The organism is Gillisella terrae (assembly GCF_004801395.1).
Taxonomy (GTDB): Bacteria; Pseudomonadota; Alphaproteobacteria; order Rhizobiales; family Rhizobiaceae; genus Allorhizobium; species Allorhizobium terrae.
Window position 1 is genome coordinate 218,187 of record NZ_SSOA01000002.1, and the last position, 24,481, is coordinate 242,667.

At 55.2% G+C, this 24,481-nt stretch carries 18 protein-coding genes; 12 read left to right on the forward strand and 6 right to left on the reverse strand.

All coding sequences use genetic code 11. The annotated features are described in order from the left end of the window. Positions 1-144: 144 nt before the first annotated feature. The 3 genes from gcvH (at position 145) to E6C51_RS04735 (ending at position 3,938) form a co-directional block, all read left to right on the forward strand. The gene (gcvH, locus tag E6C51_RS04725; RefSeq protein ID WP_146929492.1) at positions 145-507 is read left to right on the forward strand and encodes a glycine cleavage system protein GcvH; all 363 of its coding nucleotides are present in this window, start codon (positions 145-147) and stop codon (positions 505-507) included. Beyond that, complete coding sequence (gene gcvP / locus E6C51_RS04730) at positions 504-3,368, forward strand: aminomethyl-transferring glycine dehydrogenase (RefSeq protein ID WP_190235219.1); 2,865 nt, start codon at positions 504-506, stop codon at positions 3,366-3,368. The genes gcvH and gcvP overlap by 4 nt, the downstream gene beginning before the upstream one ends. Positions 3,369-3,608: 240 nt before the next feature. Next, positions 3,609-3,938 carry a flagellar basal body rod protein FlgC gene (locus E6C51_RS04735; protein ID WP_146929486.1) on the forward strand — a complete coding sequence of 110 codons (330 nt, stop codon included), beginning with the start codon at positions 3,609-3,611 and terminating at the stop codon, positions 3,936-3,938. A gap of 465 nt (positions 3,939-4,403) precedes the next feature. On the opposite strand, the gene alaS is transcribed toward E6C51_RS04735, so the two are convergent. Together alaS and recA are read right to left on the reverse strand one after the other, a co-directional pair. After that, on the reverse strand, positions 4,404-7,067 hold the full coding sequence (gene alaS, locus E6C51_RS04740) for an alanine--tRNA ligase (RefSeq protein WP_190235220.1): 2,664 nt from the start codon (positions 7,065-7,067) through the stop codon (positions 4,404-4,406). A 150-nt stretch (positions 7,068-7,217) separates the two neighbouring features. Next, positions 7,218-8,306, reverse strand: coding sequence for a recombinase RecA (gene recA / locus E6C51_RS04745; protein ID WP_146929480.1), 1,089 nt, complete (start codon positions 8,304-8,306; stop codon positions 7,218-7,220). 245 nt (positions 8,307-8,551) lie between these two features. Here recA and E6C51_RS04750 point away from each other — a divergent pair, with 245 nt between their 5' ends. Next, complete coding sequence (locus E6C51_RS04750) at positions 8,552-9,499, forward strand: carbohydrate kinase family protein (protein WP_190235221.1); 948 nt, start codon at positions 8,552-8,554, stop codon at positions 9,497-9,499. A gap of 15 nt (positions 9,500-9,514) precedes the next feature. After that, positions 9,515-10,438, forward strand: a complete 924-nt coding sequence (locus E6C51_RS04755) for a pseudouridine-5'-phosphate glycosidase (protein ID WP_190235222.1) — start codon at positions 9,515-9,517, stop codon at positions 10,436-10,438. A gap of 126 nt (positions 10,439-10,564) precedes the next feature. On the opposite strand, the gene E6C51_RS04760 is transcribed toward E6C51_RS04755, so the two are convergent. Next, positions 10,565-12,361, reverse strand: coding sequence for a L,D-transpeptidase family protein (locus tag E6C51_RS04760; protein WP_190235223.1), 1,797 nt, complete (start codon positions 12,359-12,361; stop codon positions 10,565-10,567). Positions 12,362-12,756: 395 nt separating this feature from the next. On the opposite strand from E6C51_RS04760, the gene fumC reads away from it, so the two are divergent. The 3 genes from fumC to E6C51_RS04775 all read left to right on the forward strand — a co-directional run bounded on the left by fumC (position 12,757) and on the right by E6C51_RS04775 (position 17,331). Continuing rightward, entirely contained in the window at positions 12,757-14,148 is a 1,392-nt protein-coding gene (gene fumC, locus E6C51_RS04765; RefSeq protein WP_146929469.1) for a class II fumarate hydratase, read from the forward strand. A gap of 129 nt (positions 14,149-14,277) precedes the next feature. Further along, the gene (locus tag E6C51_RS04770) at positions 14,278-15,885 is read left to right on the forward strand and encodes a fumarate hydratase (protein WP_146929466.1); all 1,608 of its coding nucleotides are present in this window, start codon (positions 14,278-14,280) and stop codon (positions 15,883-15,885) included. A 381-nt stretch (positions 15,886-16,266) separates the two neighbouring features. Further along, positions 16,267-17,331: a GGDEF domain-containing protein gene (locus tag E6C51_RS04775; RefSeq protein WP_146929463.1), complete on the forward strand. Its 1,065-nt coding sequence runs from the start codon at positions 16,267-16,269 to the stop codon at positions 17,329-17,331. Between the two features lie 23 nt (positions 17,332-17,354). Here E6C51_RS04775 and E6C51_RS04780 read toward each other — a convergent pair whose 3' ends face one another. Both E6C51_RS04780 and E6C51_RS04785 read right to left on the reverse strand, forming a co-directional pair. After that, entirely contained in the window at positions 17,355-17,954 is a 600-nt protein-coding gene (locus E6C51_RS04780; RefSeq protein WP_146931150.1) for a TMEM175 family protein, read from the reverse strand. Positions 17,955-17,982: 28 nt separating this feature from the next. Continuing rightward, positions 17,983-18,345 carry a gamma-butyrobetaine hydroxylase-like domain-containing protein gene (locus tag E6C51_RS04785; RefSeq protein WP_146929460.1) on the reverse strand — a complete coding sequence of 121 codons (363 nt, stop codon included), beginning with the start codon at positions 18,343-18,345 and terminating at the stop codon, positions 17,983-17,985. A 310-nt stretch (positions 18,346-18,655) separates the two neighbouring features. Here E6C51_RS04785 and moaA point away from each other — a divergent pair, with 310 nt between their 5' ends. The 4 genes from moaA to mobB all read left to right on the forward strand — a co-directional run bounded on the left by moaA (position 18,656) and on the right by mobB (position 21,764). After that, the gene (gene moaA / locus E6C51_RS04790) at positions 18,656-19,645 is read left to right on the forward strand and encodes a GTP 3',8-cyclase MoaA (protein WP_230987089.1); all 990 of its coding nucleotides are present in this window, start codon (positions 18,656-18,658) and stop codon (positions 19,643-19,645) included. A 90-nt stretch (positions 19,646-19,735) separates the two neighbouring features. Next, positions 19,736-20,617, forward strand: coding sequence for a DMT family transporter (locus E6C51_RS04795; protein WP_190235225.1), 882 nt, complete (start codon positions 19,736-19,738; stop codon positions 20,615-20,617). Then, entirely contained in the window at positions 20,614-21,246 is a 633-nt protein-coding gene (gene mobA / locus E6C51_RS04800; RefSeq protein WP_190235226.1) for a molybdenum cofactor guanylyltransferase MobA, read from the forward strand. The genes E6C51_RS04795 and mobA overlap by 4 nt, the downstream gene beginning before the upstream one ends. Then, positions 21,243-21,764, forward strand: coding sequence for a molybdopterin-guanine dinucleotide biosynthesis protein B (gene mobB, locus E6C51_RS04805; protein WP_190235227.1), 522 nt, complete (start codon positions 21,243-21,245; stop codon positions 21,762-21,764). Before mobA ends, mobB begins: the two co-directional genes overlap by 4 nt. 45 nt (positions 21,765-21,809) lie before the next feature. Here mobB and E6C51_RS04810 read toward each other — a convergent pair whose 3' ends face one another. After that, on the reverse strand, positions 21,810-24,374 hold the full coding sequence (locus E6C51_RS04810) for an OmpA family protein (RefSeq protein ID WP_230987067.1): 2,565 nt from the start codon (positions 24,372-24,374) through the stop codon (positions 21,810-21,812). Between the last annotated feature and the right edge of the window lie 107 nt (positions 24,375-24,481).

A 24,481-nucleotide genomic window follows, 5' to 3' on the forward strand; every position in this document is an offset into this window, starting at 1 on the left:
CCTTTTGCCATGAGGCAAACGGCTGCAATCCATCGGAAACATCCCTGATCTCCCCCCTTGTGGGGGAGATGGTCGGCAGACCAGAGGGGGTACCCCACGGCACACCATTTTCAAACCTATCCCAGCTCCCACAAAGGATCTCCCATGTTGAAATTCACCTCCGAACATGAATGGCTGCAAATTGAAGGCGATGTCGCCACTGTTGGCATTACCGCCCACGCTGCCGAACAGCTTGGTGATCTGGTGTTTGTTGAACTGCCGGAAGTTGGCAGCACCTTTGCAAAGAACGGCGAAGCAGCCACCGTTGAAAGCGTCAAGGCGGCTTCCGACGTCTATTGTCCGCTGGATGGCGAGATCACAGAGATCAATCAGGCGATTGTTGATGATCCGTCGCTGGTCAATTCCGACCCGCGTGGCGCTGGCTGGTTCTTCAAGCTGAAGCTCGCCAATGTCGCCGACGCAGACGCCCTGCTGGATGAAGCCGCCTACAACGAGCTGATCGCATGACCACGCCAACAGAATTTCAGTTTACCGATTACCAGCCCTACGATTTTGCCAATCGCCGCCACATAGGCCCATCGCCGAGTGAGATGGACGCGATGCTGAAAGTGGTGGGCTATGACAGCCTCGACGGGTTGATTGCCGCCACAGTGCCAAGCTCGATCCGCCAAAGCATTCCGCTGGTGTGGGGTGCGGCTATGAGCGAGCGCGAAGCGCTGGACAAGCTGCGCGAGACCGCCAACAAAAACAAGGCTCTGACCTCGCTGATCGGTCAGGGCTATTACGGCACCATCACCCCGCCGGTTATTCAGCGCAATATTCTGGAAAACCCGGCCTGGTACACGGCCTATACGCCTTACCAGCCGGAGATTTCTCAAGGGCGATTGGAAGCCTTGCTGAACTTCCAGACCATGGTGTGCGATCTCACCGGTCTTGATGTTGCCAATGCATCCTTGCTGGACGAAGCAACGGCAGCCGCTGAAGCCATGGCCATGGCCGAGCGCGTGTCAAAATCCAAGGCCAAGACCTTCTTTGTCGATGCCAATTGCCATCCGCAAACCATTGCGGTTATCCAGACCCGTGCCGAGCCGCTTGGCTGGCAGGTGGTGGTCGGCAATCCCTTCTCCGATCTCAACCCCGGCGAAGTGTTTGGCGCGCTATTTCAATATCCCGGCACGCACGGCCATGTCAGCGATTTTACCCCGCTGATCAATGCGCTGCACAATGCGCAAGCAATTGCGACGGTTGCTGCCGACCCCATGGCGCTGCTTTTGCTGAAATCGCCCGGCGAAATGGGCGCTGATATTGCCATCGGTTCCACCCAGCGCTTTGGCGTTCCGGTGGGCTATGGCGGCCCGCACGCAGCCTATATGGCGGTAAAAGATGCCATCAAGCGCTCCATGCCGGGCCGTCTTGTTGGCGTTTCGGTCGATGCCCGTGGCAACCGCGCCTATCGCCTCTCGCTTCAAACCCGCGAGCAGCATATCCGCCGCGAAAAGGCCACATCCAACATTTGCACAGCACAAGTGCTGCTGGCGGTGATGGCGTCAATGTATGCGGTGTTTCATGGCCCGCAAGGCCTGAAGGCCATTGCCCAGCAGGTGCACCAGAAAACCGTGCTGCTGGCCAAGGGGCTGGAAAAGCTCGGCTTTACCATTGAGCCGGAAACCTTCTTCGACACCATTACGCTCGACGTTGGTCATATGCAGGGCCTTATCCTGCGGGCGGCTGTTGCCGAAGGCATTAACTTGCGCAAAGTGGGCGACACCAAAATCGGCATTTCGCTGGATGAGCGGACCCGTCCCGCCACAGTTGAAGCCGTTTGGCGCGCCTTTGGCGGCAATTTCGCAGTGGCCGATTTCTCTCCCGATTATCGCTTGCCGAAGAACTTGCTGCGCACCAGCCCTTACCTGACCCATCCGATCTTCCACATGAACCGGGCGGAGAGCGAAATGACACGCTACATCCGCCGTCTGTCAGATCGGGATCTGGCGCTGGACCGGGCGATGATTCCGCTTGGCTCCTGCACCATGAAGCTGAACGCAACCGCAGAAATGCTGCCGATCACCTGGCCTGAGTTTTCGGACATCCACCCCTTTGCCCCTGCCGATCAGGCCTTGGGCTATAAGGAAATGATCGACGATCTCTCGGAAAAGCTTTGCGCTGTGACTGGCTATGACGCCATTTCCATGCAGCCAAACTCCGGTGCGCAAGGCGAATATGCAGGCCTGTTGACCATTCGCAATTATCATATTGCCAATGGCGATGCCCATCGCAATGTCTGCCTCATTCCAACATCGGCCCATGGCACCAACCCCGCATCGGCGCAGATGGCGGGCATGTTGGTGGTACCGGTCAAGGCACTGGACAATGGCGATGTCGATCTGGATGATTTTCGCGCCAAAGCGACCCAGCACGCAGAAAACCTGTCGTGCTGCATGATCACCTACCCATCCACCCATGGCGTGTTTGAAGAAACCGTGCGGGAAATCTGCGAGATCACCCATGCCCATGGCGGGCAGGTTTATCTTGATGGTGCCAATATGAACGCCATGGTCGGCATTGCGCGGCCCGGCGATATTGGCTCGGATGTATCGCACCTTAACCTGCACAAAACCTTCTGCATTCCTCATGGTGGTGGTGGTCCCGGCATGGGGCCAATTGGTGTTAAAGCCCACTTGGCTGCTTACCTGCCCGGCCATGTTGAAACCGATGGTCGCCCCGGCGCTGTATCTGCCGCGCCTTACGGCTCGCCTTCGATTCTGCCAATCAGCTGGTCTTACTGCTTGATGATGGGTGGCGAAGGCCTGACGCAGGCCACCAAAGTTGCCATCCTCAACGCCAACTATATCGCTGCCCGCCTGAGCGGTGCCTATGATGTGCTCTACACCTCCGCTAACGGCCGGGTGGCGCATGAATGCATCATTGATACCCGTCCACTGGTTGATAGCGCCGGTGTGACTGTCGATGACGTGGCCAAGCGGTTGATCGATTGCGGCTTCCACGCGCCAACCATGAGTTGGCCGGTGGCGGGAACGCTGATGATCGAGCCAACCGAATCGGAGACCAAAGCCGAGCTGGACCGCTTCTGCACCGCCATGCTGGCGATCCGCGAAGAAGCCCGTGACATCGAAGAAGGCCGGATGGACAAGACCAACAACCCGTTGAAAAACGCACCCCACACGGTGGAAGATCTGGTCGGCGAATGGGACCGTCCCTACAGTCGCGATCAGGCCTGCTACCCACCGGGCGCGTTCCGGGTGGACAAATATTGGTCTTCGGTCAATCGCGTCGATAACGTCTATGGTGACCGCAATCTGGTCTGCTCCTGCCCGCCGATGACCGACTATGCCGAGGCTGCGGAGTAATAAGCGCTTGCTTTCCTCCCCACCTTGGGGAGGAAACTCTTTTGCAGCGCCGTGCGTTTTGACAACCGTGCGGCGTTGTCTTATTGTATTTTCGCGTTATGATCCGCATAACGTGGCGTGAACTGTGTCAGGTTGCGGCACATCATGCAGCGCTGAAAAACTTTATTCATCGCAAATCTTGCCGATTTTCTAACAAAATACCTATAGAAAATCACAAGCTTTGTTCTTGAGGGTATTGGCATGAGCATCTCGGGTATCACAAACACAGCCACATCCGGCATGTTGGCGCAGCAAAAGCGCGTGGCCAATATTGCCAACAATGTCGCCAATGTGGACACCCCCGGCTATCAACGCCTCAACACCAATCTTTCTTCCACGACCCCATCCGGCGTCGCTGCCACAACGACGGTTTCCGACACACCAGCATCGACACCTGACACATCCAACGTTGATCTGCTGGATGAAATGACCGGTCTGATCGGCTCCGAGCACGCCTTTGCCGCCAATGCAAAGGTGTTTGAGACGGGCGCGGACATGTGGGACATGCTGATGAGCATCAAGAGAGACTGATACAAAGCAAGTTTCCGCACACCAGTCCAAAGACGTATTTTACCCCTTTTCGTGTTTGAGAAGGGTGAAATGCATTCCTCTGTCGCGGACACAGCATAACCGTCAACGCTGCAATACAGCGATCTAATTTTGATGGATAATTTCCACCTGCAATCGACCCAATTTACAGCGCCGTGCGCCATATATGGCGCACAAAGGCTCAAAGTGACACTTTTAATCTGCGGCATAATTTTCACCTTAAATCGATTCCGATTTAAGGAGTTATGCAGTAAGGCGTGGTGCGGAAAAATTTCTCGCGCCATAAGGCTATAGAGATTGGCCAGGGACGAAGGCTATCCTCCCCCATCCGCTCTTCAACCAAAGCAGTTTAAGGGAAAAATTCGCGCAGTATAGACCGAGCAATACTGCAAATTGCCCAGCGCCAAAGATGGCGCAGGGCGCTGCGTTCAGGTTTCTACCTTGACCTCAAGCTGCCGAAATCGCCGCAGCAACAGCTTCGATAGCTTCATCAGCCTTCGCACCGTCAGGGCCGCCAGCCTGTGCCATGTCTGGGCGTCCACCGCCGCCCTTGCCGCCGAGAGCGGCTGAGGCGATGCGAACCAAATCAACAGCCGATACCTTGGCCGTCAAATCGCCGGTCACACCGACAACTGCACTGGCCTTGCCATCGTCTGCAACGGCCACCAAAAGCACCACGCCGGAGCCGAGTGCTGTCTTGGCATCATCAACCATGCCTTTCAGATCCTTGGCATCGATACCAGAGAGCTGTTTGCCGATAAATTTCACACCATTAATGTCGCGCGGCGCTTCCGCTTCCCCGCCTGCGCCACCGCCCATGGCCAGCTTGCGCTTGGCATCTGCCAACTCGCGCTCCAGCTTGCGCCGCTCATCAACCAAAGTTTCAACGCGGGCAATGACTTCGCTCGGCTGCACCTTCAATGTGCCAGCCAGCGCTTTCAGGCGCTCGTCCTGTTCCGCCAAATAGGCCCGTGCTGTTTCCCCGGTCAGCGCCTCAATTCGGCGAACACCCGCGCCCACGGCACTGTCAGACAGCAGACGAACCAAGCCGATATCGCCGGTTGCCGAGACATGGGTACCGCCGCAAAGCTCGGTCGAATAGGACTTGCCAGCTTTCGGGCCCCGAATTGCGGTGCCCATCGAAACCACGCGCACTTCATCGCCATATTTTTCACCAAACAGCGCCATGGCACCTTCGGCAATCGCATCATCGACAGCCATCAACCGGGTGGTCACCGGTGAATTTTGCAAGATGATCTCATTGGCCATATCTTCAACGATCTTCAGCTCTTCCGCAGTGATCGGCTTGGGATGAGAAATATCGAAGCGCAAACGCTCAGGCGCAACCAGCGACCCCTTCTGCGCCACGTGGGTGCCGAGAACTTCCCGCAAAGCTTCGTGCAGCAAATGGGTCGCCGAGTGGTTGGCACGCAAACGAGAGCGGCGCGCATTCGACACATTCAGCACAACAGCAGCACCACTGACGACCGTACCTTCGCGCACCGTCGCGATATGGACATGCAGCCCCTCACCGCGCTTTTGCGTATCCGTCACATCCAGCACAAAGCCTTCACCAATGATCTCACCGGTGTCGCCCATCTGACCACCAGATTCGGCATAGAATGGTGTCTGGTTGACCACCACCTGAACGCTCTCGCCCGCCGTCGCTTTTTCAATCACCGCGCCATCACGCACCAAAGCCTGCACTTCGCCTTCAGCGCTCTCAGCCGAATAGCCAAGGAACTCCGTCGCGCCGTGCTTGTCTTTCACTTCAAACCAGATGGTTTCTGCGGCTTTATCGCCAGAGCCAGACCAGCTTGCGCGGGCTTCAGCCTTCTGACGTTCCATCGCGTCGGTAAAGCCGGAAATGTCCACACCAATGCCACGGGCGCGCAGCGCATCCTGAGTCAAATCCAGCGGAAAGCCGTAGGTGTCGTAGAGTTTGAAGACAGTTTCACCGTCGAGGCTATCGCCCTTGGAGAGATTTGCCGTTGCATCGGACAGCAACGACAGACCGCGCTCCAGAGTTTTACGGAAGCGGTTTTCTTCCAGCTTCATCGTTTCCGAAATCAGCGATTCGGCGCGCACCAGTTCAGGATAAGCGCGGCCCATTTGCTGAACCAGAACAGGCAAAAGCTTGTAAATGATCGGCTCACGCGCACCCAGCAGTTCTGCATGACGCATGGCGCGGCGCATAATGCGGCGCAGGACATAACCGCGACCTTCATTAGATGGCAAAACACCATCGGCAATCAAAAATGCCGAAGAGCGCAAGTGGTCGGCAATCACCCGGTGGCTGGCGCGGCGTTCGCCCTCGGCAGCAACACCCGTGAGATCGACAGAAGCGTCAATCAATGCCCGGAAGAGATCGATGTCGTAATTGTCGTGCTTGCCCTGCAACAGAGCCGCAATGCGCTCAAGACCCATGCCGGTATCAATCGACGGACGCGGAAGATCGACGCGCTCTTCCTTGGTGATCTGCTCATATTGCATGAAAACCAGATTCCAGATCTCGATGAAGCGATCACCGTCTTCATCGGCTGAACCTGGAGGGCCACCCCAGATATGGTCGCCATGGTCGTAGAAAATTTCTGAACAAGGACCGCAAGGGCCGGTATCACCCATGGCCCAGAAATTGTCGCTGGTCGGGATGCGAATAATTTTGTGATCCGGCAGACCGGCAATTTTTTTCCAAAGATTAAAGGCCTCATCATCGGTGTGATAGACCGTCACGCACAGCCGCTCGCGATCGACGCCAAATTCCTTGGTGATCAGGTTCCATGCCAGTTCAATGGCATTTTCCTTGAAATAGTCACCAAAGGAAAAGTTACCCAGCATTTCAAAAAACGTGTGGTGGCGCGCGGTATAACCGACATTGTCGAGGTCATTGTGCTTGCCGCCAGCGCGGACGCATTTTTGAGCCGTGGCTGCTGTTGAATAGGGGCGCTGTTCAAGACCGGTGAAAACGTTTTTAAATTGCACCATCCCAGCATTGGTGAACATCAACGTCGGATCATTGCGCGGCACCAACGGAGACGATGCGACGACTTCATGTCCGTTGGACTTGAAATAATTGAGGAATGTCGATCGAATGTCGTTTACGCCGCTCATGGGGTGCCCTTGGAAATAAGTGTCCGCTCGCGGACAAACGTCAGAAAACAACGGCTTTTATCGCCCGTCGCCTCGCCTGTCCAGTCTGTGTCAAAAAAACGGCCGAAGATAAACTCCGGCCGTTTGACATCTTCCAACGTGATAAAAAAATCAGCCCTCGTCGCTCTCGACACCATCATTGGCATCAGGGCCACCGTTTTCCAGGAACCGCTCGGCAATCAAGCCAGCGTTTTGACGCAAGGCCAATTCAATTTCCTCGGCCACCGCCGGATTGTCACGCAAAAACGTCTTGGCATTTTCACGTCCCTGCCCAAGGCGCTGACTGTTGTAAGAGAACCACGCGCCCGACTTCTCTACGATGCCGGCCTTAACGCCAAGATCCACCAACTCGCCTGTCTTGGAAACGCCTTCGCCATACATGATGTCGAATTCGACCTGCTTGAAGGGAGGCGCCATCTTGTTCTTGACGACCTTCACGCGGGTCTGGTTACCAACCACCTCTTCACGATCCTTGACGGCACCGATACGGCGAATATCCAAACGCACAGATGCGTAGAACTTCAGAGCGTTACCGCCTGTGGTGGTTTCTGGCGAACCAAACATCACACCAATCTTCATACGAATCTGGTTGATGAAAATAACCATGCAATTTGAGCGCGAGATAGAGCCTGTCAGCTTACGCAGCGCCTGGCTCATCAAACGGGCCTGCATGCCTGGCAGGCTATCACCCATTTCGCCTTCAATTTCGGCCTTCGGCGTCAAAGCCGCCACTGAGTCAACAACCAACACATCGATAGCACCAGAGCGGACCAGCGTATCAGTGATTTCCAACGCCTGCTCACCCGTGTCTGGCTGTGAAATCAACAGACCCTGAAGGTCTACGCCCAGCTTGCGGGCATAAACCGGATCAAGCGCGTGTTCGGCATCGACAAAGGCGCAAACGCCACCTTTTTTCTGCGCTTCGGCAATTGTTTGCAGCGCAAGTGTGGTTTTACCAGAGCTTTCCGGGCCATAAATTTCTACAATACGGCCCTTAGGCAGGCCGCCAATACCAAGCGCAATATCGAGACTGAGGGATCCAGTTGATACCGTCTCCACTTCGACAATTTTCTCGTTTGCGCCGAGTTTCATGATCGAACCCTTGCCGAATGAGCGTTCGATCTGCGCCAGGGCCGCTTCCAATGCCTTGCTTTTATCCACCGTTTTGTCCTCTACGAGCCGCAAAGAATTTTGTGACATTTTAAACACCTTTAGGTTATTGAAGCCGCGTAGGCAACGAAACTGAAGACATGGAATATGTACATGTTTTGTTCCGTTTTGACAACCCCCATCTAACCAATTGTGTTCACTCCTTAATCTATCGTTTGTTCTCTTAATGTTTCCATGGACTTATTTGAGCCACATGGTTTGAGGAATCAAGGTATGGGTTATCGTAAACGTCTCAAAAGGCGATTCGAATTTCAATGAATCTGAAGAGGTCGCAGGTGGAAATCGACATACTTGTGTTTGGTGGCGCGCACATTGATCGCCGTGGCCGAATCGACGCTGAGACGATGCCGGGTGCGAGCAATCCCGGACGATGGATTGAAGAGCCGGGCGGCGGCGGATTTAACGCAGCACGCTCGCTTGCCCGGCTTGGTCTTCGTATCGCAATGATATCGCCGCGCGGCGGTGATGCGATTGGTCAGCGTGTAGCCCAAGCGGCACTAGACGCGGGCATCGATGACCGGCCATTTACCTTTCTGGATCGAGCAACCCCGAGCTACACCGCCATTTTGGAGCGCGATGGCAACCTTGTGATTGCGATTGCCGATATGGATCTTTATCGGCTCTTCACGCCGCGTCGGTTAAAAATCAGAGCGGTGCGGGACGCCATTTTGAATGCCGGTGCATTGTTGATCGACGCCAATTTGCCAGCGGACACCCTCGAAGCTCTGGCGAGACAAGCGCAGGCGCTTGGAAAGCCCGTGGCTGGCATCGGAATTTCGCCCGCGAAAGTGGTGCGCTATCGCGATTGCCTGGGCGCAATGGACTATCTGTTTTTGAATGCCGCCGAGGCCAGAACACTAACAGCCGCCTCACCGTCTGATCCTTCCGCGTGGCCAGCACTTTTGCGCAATATTGGCCTTAAAGGTGGGGTTGTTACCAATGGTTCAGGCCCTGTCATCGCCTTTAATCATGAGGGCGATTTCGCGCTGACACCGCCAAAACTTGAGACTCTGGTAGACGTGACGGGTGCGGGTGATTCGCTCTGCGCCGGTACGCTATCGCAATTGGTGAAGGGCCATGGTTTGGCTCATTCACTAAAGCATGGTGTTGCCTTGGCGGGGCTGACCCTGCTATCTCCTCATGCGACTGCCGAGGATCTGACACCAGAGCGCCTTTCAGCCCATCTCGATGACATTCCAGAGCCGCATGCTCTGAGCCAATAAACAAGTGGACACTTCATGACCCGAGCTATCTCCCCGCTTCTGCCAATCGTTTATTCCCATGAAGTTGCCGCAGCCAAGGCGCGCAACGCGCCCATCGTGGCACTCGAATCGACCATCATCACCCACGGCATGCCTTATCCCGCCAATGTTGAAATGGCCAAAAGTGTCGAGGCGATCATTCGCGAAGGCGGCGCGACACCTGCCACCATCGCCGTGATTGAAGGCGTTTTGCACATTGGGCTTGAAGAAGACCAGCTGCAGAAGCTGGCGCAATTGAAGGACGTGATGAAAGTGTCGCGTGCGGATCTGGCTTTTGCCATTGCCGAGCGTCGCTCTGGTGCCACAACGGTTGCTGCCACCATGATTGCTGCGGCCCGCGCCAATATCGCTGTTTTTGCCACAGGTGGCATTGGCGGCGTGCATCGCGGTGCAGAAGAGAGTTTTGACATCTCGGCGGATCTGCAGGAGCTGGCGCGCACGCGCGTTGTTGTGGTTTGCGCCGGTGCGAAATCAATTCTGGATGTGCCGAAAACATTGGAAGTGTTGGAAACGGCGGGTGTTCCGGTTGTTACCTATGACAGCCATGAATTCCCGGCGTTCTGGTCGCGCCAGTCTGGCCTGAAAAGTCCGCTGACACTGGAAAGCCCGGCTGCCATTGCCAATTTCCAGAAGGTTCGCGATCAATTGGGGATCGATGGCGGCATGTTGATTGCCAATCCAGTGCCGGAGGAACATGAAATCTCTCGCGAAGAGATGGAAATTTACATTGGCCGCGCGCTTGCCAGCGCCGAACGCGAAGAAATCTCCGGAAAGGAAGTGACACCCTTCCTGCTGGACGCCATTTTCCAATTGACAGAAGGCCGCAGCCTCAAGACCAATATTGCTCTGGTGGAAAATAACGCCCGTTTGGCGGCAGAAATTGCCGTGGCCATGGCATAATTAGTGCCTTAAGAACAGTCTCATCCATCTGCATTGGGAAATGAGACGGTTCCCATCAATGTTCTGTAAGAACCACAAAAGCCCGGAATTTCTTCCGGGCTTTTGTTTCATCCAACACTGTTGTTTTTAACCCGCGCGGGCGGCAGATGTTGCCACAAACGCCTTTCGCGTTGCTTCATCACGGTTATAGATGTCATCATAGTAACGCACGACGCCATCTTTATCCGGCCATGCGGTAAAATACGCCACATAGACGGGGAACTTCTGCGGCACTTGTACTGCGCGGTTCTGGCCAGAGGCGATCTGCTGGTTGATATCAGCAACAGTGGTGTTCATAACCGCGGCCGCCATTACGCGCGGCTCCGAAAGACGAACACAGCCGTGGCTGAGTGCGCGCATATCACGCTTGAAGAAGCTCTTGGCGGGCGTGTCATGCATATAAATCGCATGGGCATTCGGGAAGAGAATCTTCAAATCACCCAGAGCATTATCGCTGCTTGGCGGCTGGCGCACATCAACATCGCTGGTGGTGTTCCAGTTGATGTCCGAGGAGCGAACGCGGCGGCCCTTGTAGCTGACCTCATAGCCAAGACGGTCAAGATAGCTTGGGTCGCGGCGCAACTTTGGCAGCATCTCATTGACGATGATGGACCGTGGAACACCCCAATAGGGATTGAATTCCACAGTCTGGATCATGTTCTGGAAGAAATATGTCTGGTGGCCGGGACCGCCAACAACAACGCGCATGGCGAGTTGCTGCTGCCTGTCATTGTAATAATAGGCTTCAAAAGCCGCAGCATTGATCAAGACATAGCGCGGACCCAGATCGGCTGGCAACCAGCGTAGCTCTTCCATGGCCACGACCAGCTTTTCGATTTTTTCCGCATCGGAATGACCAACCATGGTGCGGACGGTGGCCGGGCCAATCACACCATCAGGCTTCAAGCCCTGTTCTTTCTGATAGGCTTCAACCAGGCTCACCAACTCAGGCGTATAGTCTGGCGTGCCGGTGTAATTGGTCAAGGTCAGAGCATTGTCGGTTTTCAGCGCATCGCTGCCATAAGCTTTTATGCCTGCGATAATATTGGCAAGCTCCGGATTTGAGCCACCCGGCTTCAAAATACCCTTGAGATCAATCTTGACGGTCTGGGCCTGCTGCGCCTGATTTTCGTCCATCATTTTTTTCAGCTCGGCCTTCAAAGCCAGAAACTGCGGATTGGAAGGATCTTTGCTGCGCAGATAGGCCGCGACATCCGGGCTGGTGCGCAAAAGATCAAGCACTGGCTCAAGTGGCACAGATTTGCGCTTGAAATCGTAATAGCCGGAAATGCGATTTGGATCGATGCGGCCGCGCACCGTATCCTGCACATAGGTCAGCATCTTGGCGGACAATTCGAGCTCAAACTTCATCAGCGCTTGCTGGCGAGCCTGATCGTCCATGCCAGCGACATCTTCCGGCAATTTGACCGCATAATCAGCAGGGTCCAAACCGACAGTATCGGCCAGCGCAAGCGCATCCATGGCGGTTTTGGCCTTATCGACAACACCTTTGCCGTCGGTCCAAATCAAAGCGCCGTTGTTATTGTAATAATTCTGGACAGCCTCGGCCACATCGGCTGATGCCGAAACCTTGACCTGAGACATGGCCAAATGCGCCACGGCAAGATCATGATCTGCGCCAAAGGCGGCAATTGGCGTTTCTGGTGCCTTGATGGAAATAGCCTTCCGGCTATCCGGCTTGTAGGTATAGTAGCGCGGGGATGCGATTTTCGAGATAGGTTCCGGGTCAGCCAATTGCGCGGGAGGAATAACCTCGGCAGGGCGGGTTTCCTGCCGCTTTTCAGGGCGGCCTCGCAGCAAATCCATCAAAGTGGTCGCGCCCGCTGTTTGTGGCAGGCACACGGCAAAGGTCGCAGTGGTCATAAGGGCCACCGTCAGCGCCCTGCGAAGTAAAGGTTTTTGCAATTGCTTCCCCATTCAGAAAGTCGCGTACCGGAATCAGGCATTGATCCCTGTTGATTTTGGTGGCTTCCCTAGCTGATTGCATCAGTGTTGGGAAGATTTGCGTTTTGAAAACACCGACAATCAAAGGGTCAATTTAACGTGACTCCTTTGGACCGGCGCATCGTTAACACAGAGGTAAGGTTAAGCCGCCAAATCGTTAACATTCAGTAACCATATTACGCAAAGCGTACAAAAAACACTCACATTTGCGTTGTACCGATACCTTTGACGCAGCGATCAAAAAGATGCATTAAATACTCATCTTTTCCATTGGGAGCATAACACCTCCCTCGCCTGATCATGAGGAAAATGCCATGACATCCAGCCGTATCGAGACAGACACCTTTGGCCAAATTGAGGTGGCCAGTGACAAATACTGGGGCGCACAGGCCCAGCGCTCTCTTGGAAATTTCAAGATCGGCTGGGAGAAGCAGCCTTTGCCGGTAGTTCGTGCGCTGGGCATTGTGAAGCAAGCAGCAGCGCGCGCCAATATGGCCTTGGGGCAGCTCGATGCAAAGCTGGGCGAGGTCATCATTCAGGCCGCGCAAGAGGTGATCGACGGCAAGTTGAACGAGCACTTTCCGCTGGTGGTGTGGCAGACTGGCTCTGGCACGCAATCAAATATGAATGCCAATGAAGTGATCTCCAATCGGGCCATTGAATTGCTCGGCGGCGTGATGGGCTCAAAAAAGCCGGTTCATCCCAATGATCACGTCAATATGAGCCAATCCTCCAACGATACTTACCCCACCGCCATGCATATTGCTGCTGCGGAATACGTGACCCATCATCTGCTGCCGGGCTTGCGCCATCTGCATGACGCACTGGATGCCAAGGCCAAGGCCTTTGCCCATATCATCAAGATTGGCCGCACACACACACAGGATGCCACACCGCTGACCTTGGGGCAGGAATTTTCCGGCTATGCCGCGCAAGTGGCCTCCAGCATCAAGCGCATCGAACTCACCCTGCCCGGTCTGTATGAACTGGCACAAGGCGGCACCGCTGTTGGCACCGGGTTGAATGCCCCCATTGGCTTTGCCGAAAAAGTAGCGGAAGAAATCGCCAAGATCACCGGCCTGCCCTTTGTCACCGCCCCCAACAAGTTTGAAGCGCTGGCGGCGCATGATGCCATGGTGTTTGCCCATGGGGCCATCAATGCAGCCGCAGCCGCCTGCTTCAAGATTGCCAATGACATCCGCTTCCTTGGCTCCGGCCCGCGTGCTGGCCTTGGCGAATTGGCCCTGCCGGAAAACGAGCCGGGTTCCTCCATCATGCCGGGCAAGGTCAATCCGACCCAATCGGAAGCCATGACACAAGTGTGCGCCCATATCTTTGGCAACAATGCCGCCATTACCTTTGCGGGCAGCCAAGGCCATTTCGAACTGAATGTCTATAACCCGATGATGGCCTATAATTTCCTGCAATCGGTGCAATTGCTTGGTGATGCTGCGGTCTCGTTTACCGACAATTGCGTGGTGGGCATTGAAGCGCGGGAAGATAACATCAAAAAGGGTGTCGAAAACTCGCTGATGCTGGTCACAGCTCTCAACAGCAAGCTCGGTTATGATGCCTGCGCCAAGATTGCCAAAACCGCCCACAAGAATGGCACCACCTTGCGCGAAGAGGCGGTTGGCGGTGGCTATCTAACCAATGAAGAGTTTGATGAATATGTACGGCCGGAATTGATGATCGGGCCCAAATGATTTTTCTGTTTTGCAGTGCGGGCGATAATCCTGCACTGCAAACTCCACTTTAGAATCGTTTGCAAATCCACCTTCGCGGGACTAGACGGATGTTCGGAAAAATACCGATCCGGCAAGAAAGGTCCTTTGATGGCAGACGATCTCTTTCCCCTTGGCGCAGACAACACTCCCTATCGTAAGATTACCTCGGATTACGTCTCGGTTGAGACCTTCAAGGGGCAGGAAATCCTGACCGTTGAGCCGGAAGGCCTTCGGCTTTTGGCAGAAACCGCACTGTCGGACATCAACCACCTGCTGCGCCCCGGCCATTTGAAGCAATTGGCGTCTATTCTTGAAGATCCCGAAGCAACAGACAATGACCGCTTCGTCGCCTTTGACCTTCTGAAAAACGCCAATATTGCCGCAGGCGGCATTTTGCCCATGTGTCAGGACACGGGCACCGCGATTGTCATGGCCAAGAAGGGTCGCAAGGTCTGGACCGATGGCGGCGATTACGAAGCCCTGGCCGCTGGCGTGCGCGATGCCTATGAGCGCAAGAACCTGCGCTATTCGCAGCTTGCACCCCTCAAGATGTTTGAGGAAAAAAACACCAAAACCAACCTGCCCGCCCAGATCGACATTTATGAAGAAGGCGAGGACGCCTATAAGTTTTTGTTTATGGCCAAGGGCGGCGGCTCTGCCAACAAAACCTTCCTGTATCAGGGCACACCTTCGCTTCTCACCCATGATCGGATGATCGACTTCCTCAAGGAAAAGATCCTGACGCTGGGCACGGCAGCCTGTCCTCCCTATCATCTGGCCATCGTCATTGGCGGCCTTTCAGCCGAGATGAACCTGAAGACCGTCAAGCTGGCCTCGGCCCGCTATCTCGATAACCTTCCAACAGAGGGGTCCGAGAGCGGCCATGCGTTCCGCGATGTGGAGATGGAAAAGGAAATTCACAAGCTCACCCAGTCCATGGGCGTCGGCGCGCAGTTTGGTGGCAAGTATTTCTGTCATGACGTGCGGGTGATCCGCCTGCCGCGCCACGGCGCATCCTTGCCAATCGGTCTCGGCGTTTCCTGTTCCGCCGACCGTCAGGCGATGGGCAAGATCACCAAAGACGGCATTTTCATTGAGCAGCTTGAAACGGATCCATCGAAATACCTGCCGGAGATTGATGAGGCCGCCCTCTCCTCTTCCATGGTCAAGATTGACCTGAACCAGCCAATGAGTGCTGTTCTGGCTGAACTTGACAAGCATCCGGTGAAAACCCGGTTGTCGCTCACGGGCACCATCATCGTTGCCCGCGACCTGGCCCATTCGAAAATCCGCGAGCGGCTAGAAAAGGGCGAAGGCATGCCCGAATACATGAAAAACCATCCGGTTTATTATGCAGGCCCGGCCAAAACCCCGGAAGGCTTTGCTTCTGGCTCGTTTGGGCCAACAACCGCCGGCCGTATGGATAGTTATGTCGATCAGTTCCAGTCGTTTGGTGGCTCGATGATCATGCTGGCCAAGGGCAACCGCTCACGCGCGGTGCGCGAGGCCTGCAAGACACATGGCGGCTTCTACCTTGGCTCGATCGGCGGACCCGCCGCACGCCTTGCGCAGGACTGCATCAAGAAGGTCGAGGTATTGGAATATCCAGAACTTGGCATGGAAGCTGTGTGGAAAATCGAAGTGGAAGATTTTCCCGCCTTCATCGTAACAGACAACAAGGGCAACGACTTTTTCCAGGAATTCAATTTGGGATAAATCAAGAAAAAGCGAGCAGCCGCAGGTTGCTCGCTTTTTTCATTGCTAACTTGCCCAAAATAGCTTTATTGAAACCCTTGGATGTTTACGACGGGGCACTGCTCTTTATCAAATGTGCATAGAAGCAATGAAACACTTAAAATTTGCCAGATAACGTCCCACTTAAATTCATTCCAATTTAAGAAATTGTATAGTATAATGTATCATGTACTTGCATTCTTAAATAGTTATTGAATAAACTCTTAAGTTGAAATCGATTTAAGATTTTATGCAGCAGATTAAATTATTCAAAGCGTCCTATGTTCACCATAGATGGTGAGGGGCGCTTTGATCGTTATTTAATAATAATAACGAGTACTGGTCACTCTCGTGGGGGCGCGAATGAATACGACAACAACACCGAAGCCGCAGGGTCTCGATATCGCCGGGCAAATTACCTTTGCGATGCGCTCCATGGGCTTGCCACCTTTGCCGCGCAACTATGCCGTATTCTACGAAGCCTATATCGGCTCCAACCCTGCATTGACCCGCAAGCTCGCAGCTCTCGGCAGCCATGCCACGCAGGCCGATATTGACGTGATTGCCGAAGAGTTTTTCGGCCATAACTCCAACCGCATTATTGAGAACGCCCATTCGCGGCTGGTTTCAGAGCTGGACGGCCTTGTGCGCCTGATGAAGCAGGAGCAAAGCTCGCTCGAAACCTATAATAAGCTGCTGGACGAAACATCCCTTCGCATCAATGCCAAAAACACGGCCAGTGTTGATTTGCTGCGCAATGCCATTCAAATTCTGACACTGGCAACCGGCGACACATTGGCGCGAGGCGAAAAGACGGCGGAAAGTTTCAACCAGAAATCTCAGGAAATGGAAGCTGTACGCCGCGAGTTGGACGAGTACAAGCGCATAGCCAATACGGATTCGCTCACCCGCCTTGCCAATCGCCGCGCCTTTGATGAAAAGCTTGCCGGGCTTTTCAGTTTTCCGACCAATTTGTCAAAAGCAGCTCTTATCCTGATTGACGTCGACCATTTCAAACGGATCAATGACACCTATGGTCATCCCGTTGGTGATAAAATACTGGCAACCGTTGCCAGCGTCATTCGGGCCAATGCACCACGCGAGGCATTTGTAGCTCGCGCAGGCGGCGAGGAATTCGCCATTATCCTTGAAGGCTCCATTGACGAGGACATTCACACCCTGTGTGAGCGCATCCGCGTCAATCTGGAAAGCACACCCTTTCGCAACTCACGCACGGGCATCAACTATGGCCCGGTAACGGCATCTATTGGTTACTCGTCGGCGGCAGAATGCGAAGATTCGGGCGAGCTTTACAGCCGCAGCGACATCGCCCTCTATTGCGCAAAAAACTCCGGGCGCAACTGCACGCGCGAGTTTGAGGCCGGAATGCGCAAGGAATTCACCAAAAACTGGCTGCTCTACAAGTAATTTTGAGCATGTTTCACATCTTGTCAAGGCTCATGCTTGCTGTCGTTTGATGCCTCAAAAACGGCAACAAGCCGTTTGTCGGGTATGATCCACAGCAGCGCCACCAGCAGGAAAAGCCCGTAAGACAGAAAAGGCGAAACATAAGCAAGTCCCATTGCGATGAGATAGAGAACCGGCGACGCAACGCCCTTGAAATCGCGACCGAATGCCTGTTTGAATTTCTCCGGGTGCGCTGTGGTTATGCCTATTTGCCATTGAAGGATGTGATAAGCCAGCGCACACAGGGCAAAAACGGCACCGTACGCCATGATCGGCTCTGGTTGGAAGCTCTGTTTTCCCATCCATTCGGTAACAAACGGCGTCAGGGTCAACCAGAACAACAGGTGCATATTGGCCCACATGACTCCCGGTGTGACGCGGCTTGCCAGGGTCAGCAAATGATGATGATTGTTCCAATAAATCGCCACATAAACGAAACTCAGAGCATAGCCCAGCAAAAGCGGTAGTGACGGAATCAGCCCGGCAAAGCCAGCGTCGTCCGGCACTTTCAACTCCAACACCATGATGGTGATCACGATGGCCAGAACGCCATCGCTAAATGCTTCCAGCCGCCCTTTGTTCATCACAGCGTTCTCCCTATCAATGCCCCTATCAATGCTTGTCGCGTGACAGGTTCTTCACTTCCAGATCCTGCAGATAGGCGGCAAAAAGCTCATCGCCCTTCTGGCCGAGTTCGCGCAGGTATTTCCAGGTGAAAATCCCTGTGTCGTGGCCATCGTCAAAGGCAATTCGAACCGCATAATTGCCGGTTGCAACCAATTGAGCAATCTGCACATTGCGCTTGCCGGGCACGGTGATTTTCTGGCCGGGGCCATGGCCTTGCACTTCGGCGGAGGGCGAAAGAACCCTCAGCATTTCGGCAGGCAATGCAAAGCTCTCGCCATTGTCAAAAACCACCGTCAACACACGGCGATCGGATGACACTTTCAATTCATTTGGCCAAATCTCGGTCATTCCTCGATAGCTCCCAATGCAAACAGACGGTATGCGCTACACAGCGGCGCGCGCCATATATGGCGCACAAAGGACGCTGTAAGACTTTTAATGCACTGCATAATGCCTTAAATCGATTCCGACTTAAGGAATTATGCAGTAGACCGCAGACTGATGATGCGCAAGCGCCGCGACCAATGCAATGTGGCCGCCACCGCTTGACTATCCAGGGCTTCATCGCCAAATACTAAAGCGAATGAAGGAGATTACCGTGGATTATAAGCCCGGCCTTTTCAGCGCAGCGGACCCGATTGCCCAACAAGCGGGGTCCATGATTGACCCATTTGGTCGGGCCGTTACCTATCTTCGGGTTTCGGTCACAGACCGCTGTGACTTTCGCTGTACCTATTGCATGGCAGAAAACATGACATTCCTTCCCAAGAAGGATCTGCTGACCCTCGAAGAGCTGGATCGTCTCTGTTCGGCCTTCATTGCCAAGGGTGTGCGCAAGCTGCGCCTGACCGGCGGCGAACCCTTGGTGCGCAAAAACATCATGTTTTTGATCCGCAGTCTGTCGCGCCACTTGCAAAGCGGCGCGCTGGAAGAATTGACGCTGACCACCAATGGCTCACAGCTCGCTCGCTATGCCACCGAGCTGGCAGAAGCCGGTGTGAAGCGCATCAATGTATCGCTGGATACGCTTGATAAGGAAAAATTCCACACCGTCACCCGCTGGGGTGATCTGGACCGCGTACTCGATGGCATTGATGCCGCCTTGGCTGCCGGCATCAAAATCAAAATCAATGCCGTTGCACTGAAAGGCTTCAACGAAGCAGAAATTCCGCAGCTTTTGCGCTTTGCGCACGCCCGAGCCATGGATCTGACCTTGATTGAAACCATGCCGATGGGCGAAATCGATGAAGATCGGACGGATCAATACCTGCCGCTTTCCCGCGTGCGGCAAACACTGTCTGAACAGTTTACCCTGACCGATCTGGATTATAAGACAGGCGGCCCTGCCCGCTATGTGAAGGTCGAAGAAACCGGCGGCAAGCTTGGCTTTATCACACCGATGACCCATAATTTTTGCGAGAGCTGCAATCGGGTGCGGCTTACCTGCACAGGCACACTGTATATGTGCCTGGGTCAAGATGACGCCGCCGATCTGCGCACAGCCCTGCGCGCAAGCGATGACAATGCCTATCTCTCCACAGTGATTGACGAGGCAATCACCCGCAAACCCAAGGGGCATGATTTCATTATTGATCGCACCAGCCAGCGTCCCGCCGTGGCGCGCCACATGAGTGTGACAGGCGGATAAGGCAAATCAACCGCTTTGCAACCTGTCATTTTCTGCGTATGACATCATGCGCGCTTTGCGCAACCTTCCCTGTGCAGAAAGCATTTCTTCATGGCATTGACCCGAAACATGAAAGGCGCGTTGTTCATGGCATGCGCCATGGCCGGATTTACCATCAACGATGCCTTGGCCAAATCCGTCACGCAAATGGCAAGTGTCGGCCAAATCATGTTCATCCGCGGTGCCTTAGCGACATTGCTGATCTATATCGTCGCGCGCCGCGCCGGTGCCAGCATGTCTCTGCACGTTCTCAAAGACCCTTTGATTTTGACGCGCGTCATGTGCGAAATTCTGGGCTCCATCACCTATCTCACCGCGCTGTCGCTGATTCCGCTGGCCAATGCGGCCTCTATCCTGCAATCCCTGCCTTTGGCAGTCACTCTGGGAGCGGCGGTGTTTTTGCGTGAGCCGGTCGGCTGGCGTCGCTGGATGGCAATTCTGGTTGGCTTCCTTGGCGTGATGATCATCATTCGCCCAGGTGTGGAAGGCTTCACGCTGTCAGCGCTCTATGTGCTGGGCAGCGTGTTTTTCGCCGCCACCCGTGATCTGGTCACGACACGCATCAACATCACAACGCCGACCATTATTGTGACCTTGCTCACCGCCGCTGGAAACTCGCTGGCAGGATTGCTGCTGATTCCCATGCAAGGTGGCTGGCAGCCGGTGTCTCTGACCATGTTTACAGTCTTGCTGTTGGCGGCTGCCATGCTGTTTATCGGCTATCAAACCGTCATTCTGGCAATGCGCACCGGAGAAATCTCGTTTATCGCGCCCTTTCGCTATTCCAGTATGCTCTGGGCCATTGGCCTCGGCATTATCGTGTTTCAGGATTGGCCAGAGCCAATCATGCTGCTTGGCATGGCCATTGTCATGCTCTCAGGGCTTTACACATTCCACCGGGAGCGCCAGAAAAAAATCGCAGTGGAAGCATGATGACAGGTCGCAGCCGTTCCCATACGCTCCCCGGCGTGGTTCTCGCCGGAGGGCTCTCGCGCCGAATGGGGCAGAGCAAAGGGGCCGCTCTTTTAGCCGGTAAACCCATGCTGGACCACATCATTGCGCGGCTTTTACCACAAGTCTGCACCCTTGCCATCAACAGCAGCCACCTATCCCATCCCGATTTCCCAACCATTGCCGACTCGGTGGCAGACCAACCCGGCCCTCTGGCTGGAATTGCCCGCGCCATGCAGTTTGCCCAAAAAGTGCCAGATGCAAGCCATGTCCTGACGGTGCCAGTAGACACACCTTTCCTACCGCATGATCTGGCCACCACGCTGCTGGATGCGCTGCCAGGCAAAGAGACCGTCGTTCTGGCGCGCTCAAACGGGCGCGCGCATCCTGTCATTGGGCTTTGGCCCGTTACATTGGCAGAAGAGATCACCCTCTGGCTCAAAAATCCGCAAAACCGCAAGCTGATGGTCTTTTTGCAAACTCTGAATGTCGTCAGCGTCGATTTTGACGCGATTGAAACGGCGATTGGTCCGCTTGATCCATTTTTCAATGTCAACACGCCAGACGATCTCGCTCAGGCGGAACACTATCTCAAAGCCCTCCAATCATGACCCATCCCCGCATATTTGGCATTTCCGGCTGGAAAAACTCGGGCAAAACCGGTCTCACAGTCCGCCTAGTTGAAGAATTTACCCGACGCGGTTACACCGTCTCAACCATCAAACATGCCCACCACGATTTCGACATCGACAAGCAAGGTGCAGACAGCTACCGGCACCGGCAGGCAGGCGCACAGGAAGTGACCATCGTTTCGGGTGCACGGTTTGCGATTATGCACGAATTGCGCGGCGCAGCTGAGCCAACACTTGCCGATATTCTGCCACGGCTGGCACCGTGCGATTTGCTTCTGATTGAGGGCTACAAACACGAGCCGATTGCGAAAATCGAGGTCAGGCGGCGTGACGCAGCCAGGCAAACGCCCCTTTCAGAGCAAGATCCACATATCATGGCGATTGCCGCAGACCATGCAATCGACAGCAGCGCCATTCCCGTCTTCGACCTTGATGATACGGTTGCTATTGCCAACTTCATTGCACAGGCGGTGAACCTTCCTGAAATCCGCCCATGAAAAAGCCGCCGGATCACTCCGGCGGCGGATTGGCTACCATTTGGCTTACTGTACGGGGCGCACCAGAGGTGTGACACGACGAATGGTGACACGACGGTTCTGCTGTTCTGGCCCGTAGGTCATCACCTTCAAGAACTGCTCGCCATAGCCCTGCGTCACCATATTTTCCGGCGGAATACCGTAAACCTGAGTGAGGACATCAGCCACGGCCTGCGCTCTTCGATCGGAGAGAACAAGGTTCGATTCGGCTGAACCAACCGCATCCGTATGTCCTTCGATCAGGAAGGTTTCTGCCGGATTGTTGCGCAGCACCTTTGCCATGGCATCGGCCACTTTTTTCAACGTTCCAGCCTGGTTCATCGAAATATCCCAGCTGCCCGTGGCAAACGTGATCGTATCCAGGTCGATACGGCGCATCTTGTCACGGATACGGGCCGAGTTACGCACTTCATCGATGGTGTAAACCCGCTCCACTGGCTCAACCGGCGGCTGCTCGATAAAGTCGTAGTAATCGCGGTTTGGCTGACTGCCGACATCAACGATGTAATCATTCAGCGGAACACGCAGACGCATGGGTGGCAGGCTTGCACCCGGATCACGGTAGATCACCTCGCGGCTATCATCGGCTTCGTAGAGCGCCGGTGAGTAGAACAGCACGATTTCACGGCCATTAGCATCGATGCGTGAGCGCTGGATCAACTGACCATAACGGTTGCGCAAAGTGACAATGCGATCACCGTTTTTCTTGAACACCGTTTCGCGAATGCGCTGGTGATCCACCTGCTCGTAAATCACTGGGCGGCCATATTGCTCAAAGCGACGGTTATCATCACCGCGAACAACAATCTGCCCGTCATAGTCCATCACGCGGCGGTCATCGTCAAACTCCTGACCAACGCGCACATCTTCCGGATAGAGAAATTGCGGTGGCCGTTGCAGGCGGCGGCCCTGATATTGATCGATCGATTCGATCTCAATCGGCGGGCGCTTGCGGTTGCCGTAATACTCCTGTTGCGCCTGTTCGTCTGAGGTGGGCACTGCATAGTTCCATTGCTGAGCCGAGCGCTGACGAAGTTGCCGCAGTTGATCGTTGGTCATGCCCCGACGCCAATTGGCATCCTTGTCGCTGTCCAGCACAGGCGCGCCGTTATCAACCGGCAAGACGATCGTATCGTTGGATTGATCCGGCCGAGCGGCCAGAGCCTTCAAACGCTGCAATTCTTTCGGTGTGAAAGGTTGCTGCTCCTGAGAGAATTGCGGGCGCGCAGCTTCCGGCACCTGAGGGGGTTGGCCGGGCTGGCCCGGACGTCCGGGTTTGCCAACCACACCGCCTTTACCACCTTGGCCAGCTTGCCCACCTTGAGGAGGCTGATTTTGCTCACGCGATTGCACGGTGTTCAAAGGCGGCAATATTGCAGCAGGTGCCGCACTGCCTTTGGCCGCATCGCCGGGAGCCGGTGCCGGTGGCACTGGTGGCGGAGAGCCGGACGCTGCATTGGGAGCCGGTGGCACTGGCGGCGGTGCGGCTTGTCCCGCAGGCGCAGGTGTGTGAGCATCAGGCCCTGGCTGGCCCGGTTTAGCCGGTCTCTGCTTCACAGGCGCTTCACCGGCGGGAGCAGCAACCGGAGGGGGGGCTACCTTGTTTGGCTCGGCAGGCTGCTCGGCAGGTGCAGGTTGCGTCTTGGTGGGTGCCGCAGGTGCCGTCACGACAGGTGGCTTCTCACCGGGTTTTTCACCCGGCTTCTCCTCAGCCTTGGCCGGAGGTGCCTCTTGCTGTGAGGCAGCAGGTGGCTTTGGTTTCGGCACAGGTTTTTCAGCTGGCGTCTCCACGGGAGGTGCCAGTTCGGCGGGTGCAGGAGCCTTCTCGGCCTTTGGTGGCTCGGCGTCCTTGTGTTTACGCGCAGGCGCTGCGCCCTCAGGAGCCTGCTCTGGTGCCGCTTTCGGCGCTACTGGCTCTTTGCCCTCAACAGGCGGCATCGGTGCCGCCGGTTCAGCAGGTTTTTCATGCTTTGGCTTTGGTGCAACAGGGGGCTTTTCGGCGTCAGGTGCACGATGCTTGACCTCCGGCGGCTCTGCCGGTGCCATCTCGGCGGGTGCCGCTTCAAGCACCTTGGGCTTGGGCTGCTCGGGGGCAGGCTCGGCTCTCGGCGGCGGTGGCTCGGCATGCTTGGGGGCAGCATTCTGCGGCTCAACTTTGGGAGCCTCCACTTTAGGCGGTTCTGGCGCGCGCGGCGGTGGTGGCTCTTTTGCTTCATGAGGCGGCGGTGCTTCATGCGCAGGCTTTGGCGCGGCCGGCGCTTCATGGGGCTGCGCGTGTTCGGGCTTGTGCGCCTCGCCTTCATGTTGTTTCTTCAACAGCAGCTCAGGATTTTCCTGCCCGCCAGCCGGCGGCTCCTGCGCCTGTGCCAAAAGCAGTGCGGGTTGCCCCACTGGGCGCACAGCAGCGCGGCCATCCAGCATGGTACCGGACGCCATGGATCTCGTATTTTCGCTGAAGCTGTCAGCACTGCGCGCTGCATCCAAAGTATTGGTCGCAGCGAGTGCATGACCTGCCGTAAAACTTGCAAGTGCAATCAGCACTGATGCTGTTATGTCAATTTTTCCAGCCATAGATATTTCCTCACGGCGAGGCATTTCACCTCGCATTATTAAGCGTTACAGCCACGTAACATTGCAAATGCACGCTAAATTTCAGGCACAAAGATGACCTCAGGGGC

What these genes read in the sequence shown, in the direction of transcription:
- recA (WP_146929480.1), bottom strand. Translation starts at nt 8,306, where the DNA reads ATGTCACAAAATTCTTTGCGGCTCGTAGAGGACAAAACGGTGGATAAA.
- mobB (WP_190235227.1), top strand. Translation starts at nt 21,243, where the DNA reads ATGACCCATCCCCGCATATTTGGCATTTCCGGCTGGAAAAACTCGGGC.
- alaS (WP_190235220.1), bottom strand. Translation starts at nt 7,067, where the DNA reads ATGAGCGGCGTAAACGACATTCGATCGACATTCCTCAATTATTTCAAG.
- moaA (WP_230987089.1), top strand. Translation starts at nt 18,656, where the DNA reads ATGATTGACCCATTTGGTCGGGCCGTTACCTATCTTCGGGTTTCGGTC.
- E6C51_RS04770 (WP_146929466.1), top strand. Translation starts at nt 14,278, where the DNA reads ATGGCAGACGATCTCTTTCCCCTTGGCGCAGACAACACTCCCTATCGT.
- fumC (WP_146929469.1), top strand. Translation starts at nt 12,757, where the DNA reads ATGACATCCAGCCGTATCGAGACAGACACCTTTGGCCAAATTGAGGTG.
- E6C51_RS04760 (WP_190235223.1), bottom strand. Translation starts at nt 12,361, where the DNA reads ATGACCACTGCGACCTTTGCCGTGTGCCTGCCACAAACAGCGGGCGCG.
- mobA (WP_190235226.1), top strand. Translation starts at nt 20,614, where the DNA reads ATGATGACAGGTCGCAGCCGTTCCCATACGCTCCCCGGCGTGGTTCTC.
- E6C51_RS04810 (WP_230987067.1), bottom strand. Translation starts at nt 24,374, where the DNA reads ATGGCTGGAAAAATTGACATAACAGCATCAGTGCTGATTGCACTTGCA.
- gcvH (WP_146929492.1), top strand. Translation starts at nt 145, where the DNA reads ATGTTGAAATTCACCTCCGAACATGAATGGCTGCAAATTGAAGGCGAT.
- E6C51_RS04775 (WP_146929463.1), top strand. Translation starts at nt 16,267, where the DNA reads ATGAATACGACAACAACACCGAAGCCGCAGGGTCTCGATATCGCCGGG.
- gcvP (WP_190235219.1), top strand. Translation starts at nt 504, where the DNA reads ATGACCACGCCAACAGAATTTCAGTTTACCGATTACCAGCCCTACGAT.
- E6C51_RS04780 (WP_146931150.1), bottom strand. Translation starts at nt 17,954, where the DNA reads ATGAACAAAGGGCGGCTGGAAGCATTTAGCGATGGCGTTCTGGCCATC.
- E6C51_RS04795 (WP_190235225.1), top strand. Translation starts at nt 19,736, where the DNA reads ATGGCATTGACCCGAAACATGAAAGGCGCGTTGTTCATGGCATGCGCC.
- E6C51_RS04755 (WP_190235222.1), top strand. Translation starts at nt 9,515, where the DNA reads ATGACCCGAGCTATCTCCCCGCTTCTGCCAATCGTTTATTCCCATGAA.
- E6C51_RS04735 (WP_146929486.1), top strand. Translation starts at nt 3,609, where the DNA reads ATGAGCATCTCGGGTATCACAAACACAGCCACATCCGGCATGTTGGCG.
- E6C51_RS04785 (WP_146929460.1), bottom strand. Translation starts at nt 18,345, where the DNA reads ATGACCGAGATTTGGCCAAATGAATTGAAAGTGTCATCCGATCGCCGT.